Source organism: Myxococcus sp. CA023 (assembly GCF_010998615.1).
GTDB lineage: Bacteria > Myxococcota > Myxococcia > Myxococcales > Myxococcaceae > Myxococcus.
In genome coordinates, this window is sequence record NZ_JAAEAH010000070.1 from 16,241 (window position 1) to 28,994 (window position 12,754).

Consider the following 12,754-nt stretch of genomic DNA (forward strand, 5'->3'; position numbering starts at 1 on the left):
CCTACCTGGCTGCCCCCCCAGACGGCCCGGTGCCACCCGGAGGCGTTCCCGGAATCGCGGGTTTCTTGAAGCGCTCCTTCAAGTTGGCGAAGAAGTTCTTCTCCTCCGTGGTGGGAGGTCCCTGACGCGGTGCATCCATCTCCACTATCTCAATCACCTCCGGCGGCAGGTCCTCCAGGAAGCGCGAGGGCGTGCGGGGCACCTCCTTGCCGCGCTTCACGCGGGTGGCCGCGCGGGTGAGGTAGAGAACCTCCTTGGCGCGGGTGATGCCCACGTAGCAGAGGCGCCGCTCCTCCTCGAGGTTCTGCGCCTCGCCCTGCATGCCTCCGTGGGGCATCAGGTCCTCCTCCATGCCGATGAAGAAGACGAGCCGGTACTCCAGGCCCTTGGAGGCGTGCACCGTCATCAGGGTGACGCGGCGATTGGCGCCCGGTACCTCCTCTTCCTCCTGCCGGGTGTCCAGGCTCAGGCGGTTGAGGTACGTCGGCAGGCTGGCCTTGGGGCCCTCGCGCTTCTCGAAGTTCTCCAGCGAGTTGAGCACGCCGTCCACGCCCTTGAGCTTCTTGTCCGCGGCGGTGGCGCTGGTGGCGTGGGCGCGGGTGGCCTCGCGAAAGCCAATCTCCTCCAGGAGCTTGCGCGTCACGTTGGCCAGCTGGCCGTGCTCATACGCGGCGCGGTAGCGCTCCACCAGGTCCACGAAGTCCATCACCCGGGCCCCGGCCCCGGGCGGCAGGTCCTCGTAGTCGGTGGCCTTCTTCATCACCGTCCACAGCGTGACGCCCTCGCCCCGCGCGTGGACGTTCAGGCGCTCCATCGTCACGTCGCCAATGCCGCGCGAGGGCACGTTGACGATGCGCAGGAGCGAGATTTCGTCCAGCTTGTTCACGATGACCTTGAAGTACGCGATGACGTCCTTCACCTCGCGCCGGTCGAAGAACTCGCTGCCGCCCACCACCTCGTAGCCGATGTTCTTCTCCCGCAGCGTCTCCTCGATGGGGCGGGACTGGCCGTTGGTCCGGTAGAGCACGGCGATGTCGTCCGCGGAGATGCCCAGGGCCATGTGCTTCTGGATTTCGTGCGCGACGAAGCGGGCCTCCTCTTCGTCATTGGGACACGTCACCACCTTCACCTTCGTGCCCCCCGTGCGGTCGGTCCACATCTGCTTGGCCTTGCGCTCGGGGTTCTTCGCGATGACGGCGTTGGCCGCGTCCAGGACCGTCTGGACGGAGCGGTAGTTCTGCTCCAACCGGACCTCCTTCCCTCCCGGGAAGAGGCGGTCGAAGTCGAGGATGTTGCGTACCTCCGCGCCGCGCCACGAATAGATGCACTGGTCGTCGTCGCCCACCGCGCACACGTTGCGGGAGCGGCCCGCCAGCAGCTTCAGCAGCTCCAGCTGCGCGGTGTTGGTGTCCTGGAACTCGTCCACCAGCAGGTAGCGGAAGCGCTTGGTGTACTTCTCGTAGAGGTCCGGGTGCTCGCGCAGGAGCCGCGCGGGCAGCAGCAGCAGGTCGTCGAAATCCACCGACCCCTGCGCCTTCAGCGACAGCTGATAGTCCGGGTACACCATGTGGGTGATGAGGTCGTAATCATCCCCAATCCCCTCCGGCTTGGGCTCCGGCGCCTTGCCGGAGTTCTTCGCCTTGGAGATGAGGTTGAGCACCTTGCGCGCGTCGAACGAGCGGTCGTCGATTTTGTGCTCGCGCATGGCGCGCCGGATGTTGGCCAACTGGTCGCCCATGTCGGCGATGGCGAACTTCTTGGGCCACCCCAGCCGGTGGATGTCCTCGCGGAGCATCTCCGCGCCAAAGGCGTGGAAGGTGCACACCAGCACGCCCTGCGCCCGAGGTCCCGCCATGTGGACCAGGCGCTCCTTCATCTCCGTGGCGGCCTTGTTGGTGAAGGTCACCGCCAGGATGTTGCGGGCCATGATGAGGCCCGGCCGCTCGTTGAGCAGGTGGACGATGCGGTGGGTGATGACGCGAGTCTTGCCGCTGCCTGCGCCTGCCAGCACGAGGAGCGGTCCCTCCAGGGTCACCACGGCCTCGCGCTGCGGAGGATTGAGCTTCGAGAGGTCCATTGCGCGCGGGGCGGGGATACCCTTTGATTCGTTCGTGCGCGACTCTTTTTTCCCCAGGCGCTCTGGCGCTCTTCTCGCACTCGTCCTGGGCACGGGATGCATTGGCGAGTCCGGCTCGTCCCCGGAGGTGACACCCGTGGTGTCGGCGGCGAGCGCGCCCTGCGTGTACTTCAAGCAACTGGCGCCCTTCCTTCCAGAACGGCTGGACGGCTTCACCGTGGCGCACACCCAAGGCTCCACCGGGAAGTACGGCGAGGTGTCCGTCTCCGAGGCCGAGCGGCTCTACACCCGAGGTGAGGGACGCGAGGTGAAGGTGCGCATCGTGGACACCACCATGGGCGAGCGCATTGGCAAGGCCATCCAGGAGGCCGCCGACCGCTCCCGGGGCAAGGCGGCCAGTGACCCGTCCGCCCCCATCCACCTGGACGACGCCGTGGGCTTCGTGCGGTACGACGCGGAGGAGTCCGTGGCCGAAGCGAACCTCCTTGTGGGGGGGCGCTACGTGGTTGCCGTCACCAGCCGGGGATTTCCGGGTACGGTGGAGGTGCGCCGGGTGGCGCGCGGCATCGACCTTGCGGGACTGGCTCGCCTGAGGCCCGGTCCGAACTGATGAAGGAGTGTCCCAGGTGGTGAAGGACAAAGGAACGCGGCCCGATAAGGCGGACCTGGTCGCGCAGGAGAAGGCGGCGCGGGAGCTGGTGTCCTCTCTGGGCAAGCGGGAGTTCCTGGAGCAGTTCCAGAAGCTGGCCAAGAGCTTCGCGTCCGACCCGGGCAACCCCGGCTCCTACGCGTGCGAGGGCTGTCAGCGCTGCGCCAACTGCATGTTCTGCAAGGACTGCGACAGCTGCTTCTCGTGCACGCACTGCACCCGGTGCGAGCTGTGCAACAACTGCTCGCACTGCGTGGACTGCAAGAGCTGCAACGCCTGCGCGTACTGCGTCCAGAGCGAGAACTGCTCCACCAGCGCGTACCTGGTGCTGTGCCGCAACCTGCAGGACTGCAACTACTGCTTCGGCTGCGTGGGCCTGGCGAAGAAGGACTTCCACATCCTCAACGTCCCCTTCCCACGAACGGAGTACTTCAAAATCGTGGGCCGGCTGCGCAAGGAGCTGGGGATTCCATAGGCCCCAGCCCCTCCCCTCGCTAGAGGGCGCGCACGTAGAGGGCCTTCAGGTACTCCGTCTCCGGCAGCCCGGCCAGCACCGGGTGGTCCAACCCCGCGCCCCGCCGCTCCAGAATCTGCACCAGCCGCTTCGCATCCGCGGCGGCCGCCAGCACCATCTCCTCGAAGGCGGCGCGGTCCAGCTTGCCGGAGCAGGAGCAGGTGACGAGCAACCCGTCCGGCTTGAGGCAGCGGAAGGCGCGCAGGTTCAGCTCGTGGTAGGCGCGCAGCGCGGTGGCCAGGCCCTCGCGGCGCTTGGCCAGTCCGGGCGGGTCCAACACCACGGTGTCGAAGCGGCGCCCGCTGGTGTCGAAGCGGCGCAGCACGTCGAAGGCGTTGGCGTTCTCCACGGTGACGTTGGCGCGGCCGTTGGCCTCGGCGTTGGCCTTGGCGCGCGCGGCGGCCTTCTCGTCCTGCTCCACCGCCAGCACGGACGTGCAGCTGCGCGCCAGCGAGAGCGCGAAGCCGCCGTGGTAGCTGAAGAGGTCCAGCGCGTCGCCGCGGGCCAGCTCGCCGGCCCGCAGGTGATTGTCCACCTGGTCCAGGAAGGCGCCCGTCTTCATGTCGCCCTGGAGGTCGACCTCGAAGCGGTTCTCCCCCTCGTGGTAGGTGAAGCGCGCGGCGCCCTCACCGTGCAGCAGGCGCGCCTCGCGGGGCAGGCCCTCGAAGTCACGGCCGGAGGCGTCGTCCCGGCACATGACGTGGGTGGCGCCGGTGAGCTCCACCAGCATCTTCGCCAGCATCTCCTTGCGCGCGTCCATGCCCTCGGAGAGCGTCTGGAGCGTGAGGCCCTTTCCGTAGCGGTCCACGAAGAGGCCCGGGAGCTGGTCCGCCTCGCCGTGCACCAGCCGCAGCCCGTCACGGCCGGACAGGTACGCCCGGCGCGCCAGGGCGGCCTCCAGGCGGCGGCGGAAGAAGGCGTCGTCCACCGGCTCCTCGGCGGGCCCCTTGCGCGTCAGCAGGCGCAGCGCCAGGGGCGAGCGGCGAGCGTAGAGCGCCTGGCCAATGGGATTGCCCTGGGAGTCCACCACCAGCACCACGGCGCCGGCGCCCTTCACGTCGGGCGGGGCGGCGATTTCGGTGCGGTACACCCAGGGATTGAAGTGCCGCAGCGAGCGCGCCCCCTTGGGGGTGACGCGCGCGACGGGCAGGGCTGCATGGGGGGGCATCAGGCTCACTCCAGGCCGCGAGCGGCCAGTTCTTCGTCGTCCTCGCCGCGAAGGTGCCCGATTTCGTGCAGCAACGTCACGCGGATCTGCTCGCGAAGTTCATCGGGCGTCCGGGCGGCGCGCGCCAGGTTGCGGCGGTAGAGCACCACGGAGCGGCACGGCACCTCGGAGCCGTCACAGGGCTCGGCCAGCGGCGGGCCCCGGAAGAGCCCCAGAATCGTGGGCGACAGCGGCGGCTGGTTGGCCAGCAGGTCCGCGTCCGCGGGCAGCTCCTCCGCCGTGACGGGCACGCCGTCCAAGTCCCCGCGCATGTCCTTGGGCAGCTCGGCGACGGCCCTCACCACCTCGGCGCGGAAGTCCTCCTCCGCGGGCAGCGGCGGCTCGGGAAAGTCGTCCGGCGCCAGCGTGCGCGCCTTGTCGAAGTGGCCCTGCGCCTGCTTCCACTTGCCCTCGCGCTCCAACAGGAGCCCCAGGTGGTGATGGGCGTGCGCGGCCCGCTCCGGGTCGTCCACGAGGCTGGTGAAGGCGGTGCGGGCCTCGCGGAAGCGGCACAGCTCGAAGAGGGCCAGGGCGCGCTCGTAGAGGGCCTCGCGGCTGCCGGGGTTGCGCGCGAGCACGATGGCCGAGTGCGCCAGCGAGGACTCCGCCTGTCCCAAATCATTGAAGGCCATGGCGGCCACCAGCGCGAGGTGCGGAATCAGCTCCGGAGGTGTGTTGGGCTGGGACAGGCCGCGCTCGGCGTAGAGGGCGCCCAGTTCGTCCCGCTCCCGGGTGGAGGACAGCTGCACGGCGTACAGGTGCGCCGAGCCCAGAAGCGCGGACGGGTCCCCCGGGTCGATGGCGAGCGCCCGCGCGTAGGCGAGCTGCGCCTCTGTCTCGCGGCCCAGGGCGGCCAGCGCCACGCCGCGTTCCGCGTGGGCGGCGGCCAGGTCCGGCTCCAGCGCGGCGGCCTGGGCGGCGCAGGACAGTGCTTCCTCGAAGCGGCCTTCCTCGAAGTAGCGACGCGACGCATCCAACGGGGCCGCGCCGTCCGAGCGGCACACGGCCAGCGGCTGCATCCGGTGAGTGGCGTCCTCCGGGGGCGGTGCGGGACGCACGCTGGCGGTGGGCGCCCCGGCGCCAGGCGCGCTGAGGGCAGGCACGGCCGGACAGGCCGCGTCCGGCGCTACAGGGGCCGGAGGGCCGCGCTTGCAGGCAGCGATGAGGAGACAGAAGGCGAGCAGACCGCGCCGCGACATGGGCCGCCAGGGTACGGCATCACCCCGTGGCCGGGAAGCCGAGACGTGCACGCCCGCTTGCTGACGCGGCCGGCCCCCCACCCGCCCCGCCCTGCACTAGGTTGCCCGTCCCATGAGCGAATTGATTCTGGCCTCCACGTCGAGCGCCCGGCGAGCCCTGATGGATGGACTGAGGCTCCCCTACCGCGCCGAGGCCCCCGGCGTGGACGAGGTCGTCGCCCCACACCTGTCGGTGACGGAGGCCGTGCGGGAGCTCGCGTCACGCAAGGCTCGCGCGGTGCATCAGCGGCACCCGGAGGACTGGGTGCTGGGCGCGGACCAGCTCGTCGAGGTGGCGGGCGAAGTCCTCTCCAAGCCCGTCGACCGGAACGCGGCGCGCGAGCAACTGCGCAAGCTGGTGGGCCACACCCACGCCATCCACACCGGGGTGTGCCTGGTGGGCCCCGGGGGCAAGGTGCTCGATGCAGTGGAGACGGCCCGGCTGACCTTCTACCCGGTGAAGGAGGAGGAGCTGGAGCGCTACCTCGACCTGAACGAATGGGAGGGCTGCTGCGGTAGCTACCGCGTAGAGGACGCCGGACAAGCCCTGTTGGAGCGGCTCGACGGCGACCGCTCCAACGTTCAGGGGCTGCCCATGGTGACGGTGGTACGACTGCTGCGGGAGGCGGGCTTCCGGTTCTTCTGAGCGCCGCTGACGCCCGCGCCGTCACGCGTCGGAGGACAGCTCCGCCAGAATCTCCGCGTAGGCGGCGCGCGCCTTGTCGGCCTGGTCCGCCTTGAAGCTCACCGCGGCCACCACCGGGTGCCCGCCGCCGCCGTAGCGCCCGGCGATGGCGGACAAATCGTGCCGCCGCAGCTCCGGCTTCCACGGGTTGGAGCCGATGGACACCTTGGCCCGCGAGGCGCCCTTCCCCACCCACAGCGTGTAGCGCGCGTCCGGGTAGAGGGCATAGGCGATGAACTTGTTGAGGCTGTCCACGCCCTCGTCCACCAGGTCGAAGAAGACGACGCCGCGCTCGTAGCGCGCCCGGGCACGCACCAGCTCGATGTTCGACTGGTGGCGCGCCAGCAGCGGCGCCAACGGCGTGGCGATGAGCGGTGAGGCGGCGATGTCCGCCAGCGACTCGGACTGCATGCGGCGGATGACCTCGGGGATGAGGCCCGGGTCCTTGTTGGCCTCCAACACCGTCATGATGCGCAGCGCGGGCTCCTCCAGCGCCACCGCCATCTGCGGCGAGGGGAACTGGGCCCCATCGATGATTTCCGCCCAGTGGATGAGCTCCGCCAGGGGCGACGCATCCCAGCCGAAGCGCTCCCCGGCCACGTCCGCCAGGTACTTCGTGCAACTCTTGCGGTGCGCGTCGTGGAATTTGCGCCCGCTGGTGTCCGCGCGGAAGTGCGCCTCGTCCCCCGGCTGCTGGAAGGCGGAGGCGTGGTGGTCGAACCACCAGGTAAGCCGCGCGTCCTGGCTGTAGCGGAAGTCGACGATGACATTCTCCTCGCCGGAGAACACGGCCGGGTCGATGCCCTCGGCGCCCGGCTTGTGGTTCAGACCGAGGTACCGGAAGGCCGCGTCCGGACGGATGCGCTCCCGGTAGAAGCGGGAGAACACGGCCGCGCTCGCGGCGCCGTCGAAGCAGCTGTCGTGAAAGAGGACCTGAACGTTCATGGCGATGAGCCCTTACTGCAACGCGAGTCCCGCGCCCACCGTCGTGAAGGCCACCTCGTCCGCGCCGCCACTCGCCTGGGCGGCCACCACCGCCAGCCCCACGAGCCGCCCGTCCGCCAGCACCCCGCACGCCAGCGTGCCTTCCGCGCCACCCGGCGTGCGCAGCGGATGCACGGTGGCCTTGCTCCCCAACGCCGGAGGCGCGGGAAGTGACAGCGCCTCACCCAGCGCACCGCCCAGCGCCTGGAACAACCCCTTGCACCCCACGGCCGCAGCCTTGCCCGTGCCGCGCTCCACCCAGAGCAGGCCATAACGCCCCCGCGCCGTGTCGCCGAAGCCTACGCCGCCGCCCTGCAGGGTGGACGCGGGCAGCACCAGGTGCGGTGCGAGCTGCTCGCGCGTCAGCTGTCCCCACCCCGGGGGCAGCTCCAGCCGATACCCCAGCTCGCTGCCCACCAGGGACTGACGCACACCCGCGCCCGACGTCCCCGCGATGGGAAGCGCCAGCAACCCCGCCGAAGCGACCGCCGCTCCCAGGCCCAAACCCAGCCCCAGGTAGCGCCGCATGGGCCCCGGCTCGCCCACCACCATGACCAACGCGAGCACCCCGAGGATGAAGTAGGCCACGTGGACGGGGGCCAGCGGTGCCTCACGCGCCAACCATCCCGTGGCCAGCAGCTGCACCACCACGCCCACCTGCGCCATCCCCTTCGCGGGGCCGCGGTTGAGCACCAGCACCAGTGCGAGCACCGCGCCCAGGCACACCAGGCCGTACGTCCACGTGGGGTCCTCCAGCGAGCCCAACAGGCCCGCGGCGCGGACGAACCAGGCCGCGGCGCTCGCCAGCAACACCCCCGCCGCAGGGCCCGGATGGGCGGACACCGCGCTGGTGACAAGGTCCCCGCCGAACACCGTGGCGTCGTCGTCCGCCTCCACCATGGGCCGGTCCAACCGCATCCGGCCAACCTTCTTGTGGGACTGGAGATGGTCGAACGGCTCCCCGCACGAGGGGCACGCTCTGGCACCGCGCGGAATGGGGCTGTGGCCGCAGTTCGGACAGAGAGTCTGGGGCATGCCCCCGGCGTATACCGCACTGGCCGCGCCGCCCACGAGGCCGCGACATTCGTGTCAGGATGTTCTGGCTTTCCGCCCGGAAAGACGGACTTCTGCGGGAAGGCTCGACTCTGACATCGAGGTCAGATTGGACCTAGGTGCCAAGAATTGTAAGCCACGTGACGAAACGGGGCCGTTGAACGAAACGTCGAGATTGCGCTCAGAGTGAACGAAAACGCTCGATGAAACGATCCATACCCGGGGAGCACCGTGAACCCAGCGAGCCAACTGTCTGCTTAACCCCGCTTTCTGCCTGGGAAATGAGGGGCATTGTCCCACCGGACAGGTAGTCAGGCGGCTGGCACCTCAACTGCATGTGTCAGACCCACGGTGTACTCACCCGCGTAGCACGGTGCGGTGGGAGGAACCCATGGGCAAGCGGACGACTCGTAGAAGTGGCGCGGTTCCCAGGCAGGGCCGGCGGGTGATGCCCGCGCTCCGGCGAACGGCCCAGCGGGCCCGGGCGGCCGCGGGCAAGGTCCACCTGACGGTGGGTGAGGTCATCGCGGCGGCCTTCGAGACCTCCGGCGGAGAGTTGGTGGATGTGCTGGCCCAGCTCACCTCGCCGCAAATGACCCGGGCGCTGGGGCGTCGCATCGTCGTGGAGGGCTGAGCCCTCCGCCCCTGTCCCGGCCGGCGTGGACGTCAGTCTCCCGCCATCAGGATGCCGGCGGTGTAGTGCTGCCGCGTGGGTTCTCCCGCGAGCAGCTTCTCGAAGTCTGCCGCGTTGTTCGGGTGCACCAGGAAGCTGCCGGAGCGTGTCTCCAGGCGCACAGGCGCGGCCAGCGACTGTGGCTCCTCGGCCACGGTGCCACCACCGCCCTCGTCCAGGCTGTGAGACGGCACGGTGGCGCAGGCGGTGAAGAGCAGGAAGCCAGGGACAAGAAAGCGCCTCATGCGGGTCCTCCGGTGGACGGACCCAGGGGTGGGCCCGCGCGCCCCTCCCTATGCCGCATCTCGCGCGGAGACAAGGCGCCGCGCGCCATCCCGGAAACGACGAAGGCCCGCGTCCCCCTGGGGAGACGCGGGCCTGGGACTTCACGCCGTCAACAGCCTGGGGCTACCGGGGCTGCCAGCGCGGGCGGTGGTCATCGCCGCGCGACGTCTGGAGGGTGTACTCCCCCAGCGGGTGGACGATGGGGTCACCCACCTTCGCGCCCGCCGCCGGGTCAATCTGCTGGACGTAGAGCTGCCCCGCCTGGATGTAGGCCACGTAGTGGCCATCCGGAGAGAACGACGGAAGCGTGGCGCCCTCGGCGAAGCTGACCTCATCCCCCACCGGGGCGCCGTCCGCCGGGTTGATGCGGCGCAGGAAGATGATGTTGCCCGGGTCGCCGGTGCAGGGCGAGGTGCCGGCGCCGCAGAGCTCCGGCTCACCCGTGGTGGGGTTGAAGAAGTAGGCGCGCACGTACGCCACCCAGCTGCCATCCCGCGCCCAGGTGGGGTTGGCGATGTAGGAATCCACCGAGCCACCCTCGACGGCCGCCGTGCTGAACTCGGCAATTGTCTGCACGGCGGCGCCGCTCACGGGGACGATGTAGAGCGCGGTGTTCAGCCCCACCGGCCGCGCGTCATCCGGACGGAGGAACAGGAGCTGGTCATTGACGCGGTTGTAGTGCGGCTGCTCCGCCGTGGGGCCCGCGATGGCCAGCGGCTTGGGCGCGCCGCCACCCACGGTGTCCGTGGAGATGCCGACGGTGGCGGTGCTGAACGCGAACGTGTTGCCATTGCGCCAGGCCGGGGAGGAACCCAACGCGGTGACCTGCTCCACCGTGCCGCCCTCTGCCGGAACGCGGGAGATGCCGGAGATGCTGTCGCCATCGCGGCGCACGTACAGGAGAGAATTACCCGGCTCCCACTCCAGGTAGAGGAAGCCCTCGGTGCTGCCCGTGGTGCCGTTGGCGAGCATCGTGGGCGCGCCCGCCACCAGCGGCACGTCGCGCGCCACCAGCTCACCGGCCATGTTCCCCGTCGAGGTGCCCGTCTCGGTGGCGCCCTGGACGAAGGCAATCCGGCTGCCGGCCGGATTCCAGCGCGGGTAGCGGCTGTCCACCTCGGCGTCCGACAGCCGCGTGGGCTCCGGCTCATCGAAGCGCGTCACCACCGCAGCCATTTCGTCGGTGTCGTCCATGGCCGTGAAGGCCACGTGCAGCGCCTGACACGTCATGGCCTCGGTCGTGCCCTCACAGCGCAGGCCCGCGGCGCAGTCGGAGGACGCGGTGCAAGCCTCGCCCTTGGCCCCCGTGCCGATGACGACCACGCCACCGTCGTCGGCCGTGCCCGCGTCCGTGCCGGCGTCCACTTCAGTGCCCGCGTCCTGTTCGGTGCCGGCGTCCTCTTCCGTCCCAGCGTCCCCCTCGGGCGGCCGCTGGACATCGCGCAGCTCGCAGTTGCCCGAGCGGCACGTCCAATCCTTCCCCGCCGGAGGGGGCCCTTTGTCGCTGCGGCAGTCGAATACATCGACACACTCGTCACCGCACCCCGTCGACAGCACCAGCAGCACGCCACACAGCGCGCTGATAACGACACGCTTGGTCATGGAAACCCTCCGGAGAATAGAGGGCGCGTATACCGTCGGCCTTTCCGGGCGCGCGCACCCGGATGCGCAGGAGCACGCAGCGTGTTCCTGAATGAACGGCCCAAGGGAGCAGCCTGCTCGATGATAGACACCCACTGCCACCTGGATGCGTCCCGCTTCGACGCCGACAGGAATGAAGTCCTCTCGCGCGCCTGGGCCGCAGGCCTCCACGGCATCGTCATCCCTGGCGTGGGCCCGCATGACTGGGAGCCCTTGCTGGAGATGTCCCGCCAGGATGCCCGCCTTCAGGTGGGCCTGGGCATCCACCCGCAGCTCCTCCCCGACATGCCCCCGGAAGAGGACGACGCCGTGCTCGAGCACCTGGACGCGTTGCTCGCGAAGGGCGGCGCGGCGGCCGTGGGTGAGTGCGGATTGGACGGCCCCAGCCTTCCGGGCGCGCCGCTGGAACGGCAGGTGGCGGTGCTGAAGCGGCACCTCGCGCTGGCGCGCAAGTACGGCCTGCCCCTGCTGATGCACTGTCACCGGCTGCACCCAGCCCTCATCGAACTGCTGAAGGAGGAGCCCCTCCCCGAGGCCGGCGTGCTCATGCACAGCTACAGCGGCGGCGTGGAGCTGGCGCGCTTCTATCTCCAGAAGGGCTGCCACTTCTCCTTCGCGGGCCCCGTCACCTGGACGGAGGCCCGCAAGCCCCTGGACGCGCTCCGGGCCATCCCCCTGGACCGGCTGATGGCGGAGACGGACGCCCCGGACCAGGCCCCCACGCCCCACCGGGGGACGCGCTCCGAGCCGGGCTACCTCCCCCACATCCTGGAGGGCATGGCCCGCGTCCGGGGGGAGCCCGCCGAGGAGGTCGCCCGGCAGACGACCGAGAATGCCCGCCGCTTCTTCCGGGAAGCTTTCCCTGCACCTTCGCGGTAGGCGAGCGGTCGCGTTATAGAGGACCGCCATGAACCCGCAGCCGCTCCCCGCCCCGGACTCGCTCGCCCGTCCCTTCAAGCTCTCCCGGCGCTTCGACCGGACCGGTCGCCTGCTGGGCGACTCCGCGATGGAGCGGTTGGCCAACGCGCGCGTGGTGGTGTTCGGCCTGGGCGGCGTGGGCAGCTTCGCGGCGGAGGGCCTGGTGCGCAGCGGCATTGGCCACCTGACGCTGGTGGACCATGACGACGTGTGCGTCACCAACACCAACCGCCAGCTCCACGCGACGGTGAAGGCCGTGGGCAAGCCCAAGGCGGAGCTGATGGCGCAGCGCTGCCAGGAAATCAATCCGGCGGCGAAGGTGGAGGCGGTGCGCGAGTTCTACCGCGCGGACGTGGCCGAGCAGATGCTCCAGCCGGGCCAGTACGACTTCGTCGTGGACGCCATCGACAACGTGAAGGCGAAGCTGCACCTGCTGCACCGCTGCGTGACGCTGGGCGTGCCGGTGGTCAGCTCCATGGGCGCCGCGGGCCGGTTGGACCCCACCGCCATCCGCGTGGAGGACCTGTCCGAGACGCACATGGACCCCTTCGCCAAGGACATCCGCAAGCTGCTCAAGCGCAAGTACGCGGTGGAGACGGACAAGCACACGGGCATCACCGCCGTGTACTCCATCGAAGCGCGGCGGCTGCCGGTGACGCTCCAGTACGACGACGCCACCGACGGCTTCCTGTGCGTGTGCCCGCAGGACAACGAGTTCCACACCTGCGACCACCGCACGCAGATTGACGGCAGCGTGGCCTTCGTCACGTCCTGCTTCGGGATGAACGCGGCGGGCGTGGTGGTGCGGCGGCTCGCGGCGGCGCGATAGG

The 12,754-nt window shown here is 70.1% G+C and carries 13 protein-coding genes; 6 read left to right on the plus strand and 7 right to left on the minus strand.

Features of this window, described 5'->3' with window-relative positions:
- Position 1 precedes the first annotated feature (1 nt).
- Positions 2 to 2,077 carry an ATP-dependent helicase gene (locus F8M74_RS27425; protein WP_141257427.1) on the minus strand — a complete coding sequence of 692 codons (2,076 nt, stop codon included), beginning with the start codon at positions 2,075 to 2,077 and terminating at the stop codon, positions 2 to 4.
- Positions 2,078 to 2,204: 127 nt separating this feature from the next.
- Between F8M74_RS27425 and F8M74_RS27430 the strand changes: the two genes are divergently transcribed.
- Positions 2,205 to 2,687: a hypothetical protein gene (locus tag F8M74_RS27430; protein WP_141257436.1), complete on the plus strand. Its 483-nt coding sequence runs from the start codon at positions 2,205 to 2,207 to the stop codon at positions 2,685 to 2,687.
- Positions 2,688 to 2,706: 19 nt separating this feature from the next.
- On the plus strand, positions 2,707 to 3,201 hold the full coding sequence (locus F8M74_RS27435) for a hypothetical protein (RefSeq protein WP_026114189.1): 495 nt from the start codon (positions 2,707 to 2,709) through the stop codon (positions 3,199 to 3,201).
- A 19-nt stretch (positions 3,202 to 3,220) separates the two neighbouring features.
- Here F8M74_RS27435 and F8M74_RS27440 read toward each other — a convergent pair whose 3' ends face one another.
- Positions 3,221 to 4,408, minus strand: coding sequence for a class I SAM-dependent rRNA methyltransferase (locus tag F8M74_RS27440; RefSeq protein WP_141257428.1), 1,188 nt, complete (start codon positions 4,406 to 4,408; stop codon positions 3,221 to 3,223).
- A gap of 5 nt (positions 4,409 to 4,413) precedes the next feature.
- Positions 4,414 to 5,646, minus strand: coding sequence for a metallopeptidase family protein (locus F8M74_RS27445; RefSeq protein WP_163973337.1), 1,233 nt, complete (start codon positions 5,644 to 5,646; stop codon positions 4,414 to 4,416).
- 112 nt (positions 5,647 to 5,758) lie between these two features.
- On the opposite strand from F8M74_RS27445, the gene F8M74_RS27450 reads away from it, so the two are divergent.
- Positions 5,759 to 6,331 carry a nucleoside triphosphate pyrophosphatase gene (locus F8M74_RS27450; RefSeq protein WP_141257430.1) on the plus strand — a complete coding sequence of 191 codons (573 nt, stop codon included), beginning with the start codon at positions 5,759 to 5,761 and terminating at the stop codon, positions 6,329 to 6,331.
- 21 nt (positions 6,332 to 6,352) lie between these two features.
- Here F8M74_RS27450 and F8M74_RS27455 read toward each other — a convergent pair whose 3' ends face one another.
- Both F8M74_RS27455 and F8M74_RS27460 read right to left on the minus strand, forming a co-directional pair.
- Positions 6,353 to 7,315: a hypothetical protein gene (locus F8M74_RS27455; RefSeq protein ID WP_141257431.1), complete on the minus strand. Its 963-nt coding sequence runs from the start codon at positions 7,313 to 7,315 to the stop codon at positions 6,353 to 6,355.
- Between the two features lie 12 nt (positions 7,316 to 7,327).
- Complete coding sequence (locus F8M74_RS27460; protein ID WP_228560695.1) at positions 7,328 to 8,272, minus strand: zinc ribbon domain-containing protein; 945 nt, start codon at positions 8,270 to 8,272, stop codon at positions 7,328 to 7,330.
- 526 nt (positions 8,273 to 8,798) lie between these two features.
- On the opposite strand from F8M74_RS27460, the gene F8M74_RS27465 reads away from it, so the two are divergent.
- A complete protein-coding gene (locus F8M74_RS27465) occupies positions 8,799 to 9,041 on the plus strand; it encodes a hypothetical protein (RefSeq protein ID WP_043612925.1) in 243 nt (80 codons plus the stop codon).
- 32 nt (positions 9,042 to 9,073) lie between these two features.
- On the opposite strand, the gene F8M74_RS27470 is transcribed toward F8M74_RS27465, so the two are convergent.
- Together F8M74_RS27470 and F8M74_RS27475 are read right to left on the minus strand one after the other, a co-directional pair.
- Positions 9,074 to 9,325 (minus strand): hypothetical protein, encoded by a 252-nt coding sequence (locus F8M74_RS27470; protein ID WP_141257433.1) that lies wholly within the window; start codon positions 9,323 to 9,325, stop codon positions 9,074 to 9,076.
- Positions 9,326 to 9,488: 163 nt separating this feature from the next.
- Complete coding sequence (locus tag F8M74_RS27475) at positions 9,489 to 10,967, minus strand: hypothetical protein (protein ID WP_141257434.1); 1,479 nt, start codon at positions 10,965 to 10,967, stop codon at positions 9,489 to 9,491.
- Positions 10,968 to 11,087: 120 nt separating this feature from the next.
- Between F8M74_RS27475 and F8M74_RS27480 the strand changes: the two genes are divergently transcribed.
- The gene (locus F8M74_RS27480) at positions 11,088 to 11,885 is read left to right on the plus strand and encodes a TatD family hydrolase (RefSeq protein WP_141257435.1); all 798 of its coding nucleotides are present in this window, start codon (positions 11,088 to 11,090) and stop codon (positions 11,883 to 11,885) included.
- A 28-nt stretch (positions 11,886 to 11,913) separates the two neighbouring features.
- Positions 11,914 to 12,753 carry a ThiF family adenylyltransferase gene (locus F8M74_RS27485; protein ID WP_163884586.1) on the plus strand — a complete coding sequence of 280 codons (840 nt, stop codon included), beginning with the start codon at positions 11,914 to 11,916 and terminating at the stop codon, positions 12,751 to 12,753.
- Position 12,754: the final 1 nt, after the last annotated feature.

Coding starts and splice junctions, on each gene's coding strand:
- F8M74_RS27425 (WP_141257427.1), bottom strand. CDS start 2,077: ATGGACCTCTCGAAGCTCAATCCTCCGCAGCGCGAGGCCGTGGTGACC.
- F8M74_RS27440 (WP_141257428.1), bottom strand. CDS start 4,408: ATGCCCCCCCATGCAGCCCTGCCCGTCGCGCGCGTCACCCCCAAGGGG.
- F8M74_RS27445 (WP_163973337.1), bottom strand. CDS start 5,646: ATGTCGCGGCGCGGTCTGCTCGCCTTCTGTCTCCTCATCGCTGCCTGC.
- F8M74_RS27450 (WP_141257430.1), top strand. CDS start 5,759: ATGAGCGAATTGATTCTGGCCTCCACGTCGAGCGCCCGGCGAGCCCTG.
- F8M74_RS27455 (WP_141257431.1), bottom strand. CDS start 7,315: ATGAACGTTCAGGTCCTCTTTCACGACAGCTGCTTCGACGGCGCCGCG.
- F8M74_RS27460 (WP_228560695.1), bottom strand. CDS start 8,272: ATGCGGTTGGACCGGCCCATGGTGGAGGCGGACGACGACGCCACGGTG.
- F8M74_RS27465 (WP_043612925.1), top strand. CDS start 8,799: ATGGGCAAGCGGACGACTCGTAGAAGTGGCGCGGTTCCCAGGCAGGGC.
- F8M74_RS27470 (WP_141257433.1), bottom strand. CDS start 9,325: ATGAGGCGCTTTCTTGTCCCTGGCTTCCTGCTCTTCACCGCCTGCGCC.
- F8M74_RS27475 (WP_141257434.1), bottom strand. CDS start 10,967: ATGACCAAGCGTGTCGTTATCAGCGCGCTGTGTGGCGTGCTGCTGGTG.
- F8M74_RS27480 (WP_141257435.1), top strand. CDS start 11,088: ATGATAGACACCCACTGCCACCTGGATGCGTCCCGCTTCGACGCCGAC.
- F8M74_RS27485 (WP_163884586.1), top strand. CDS start 11,914: ATGAACCCGCAGCCGCTCCCCGCCCCGGACTCGCTCGCCCGTCCCTTC.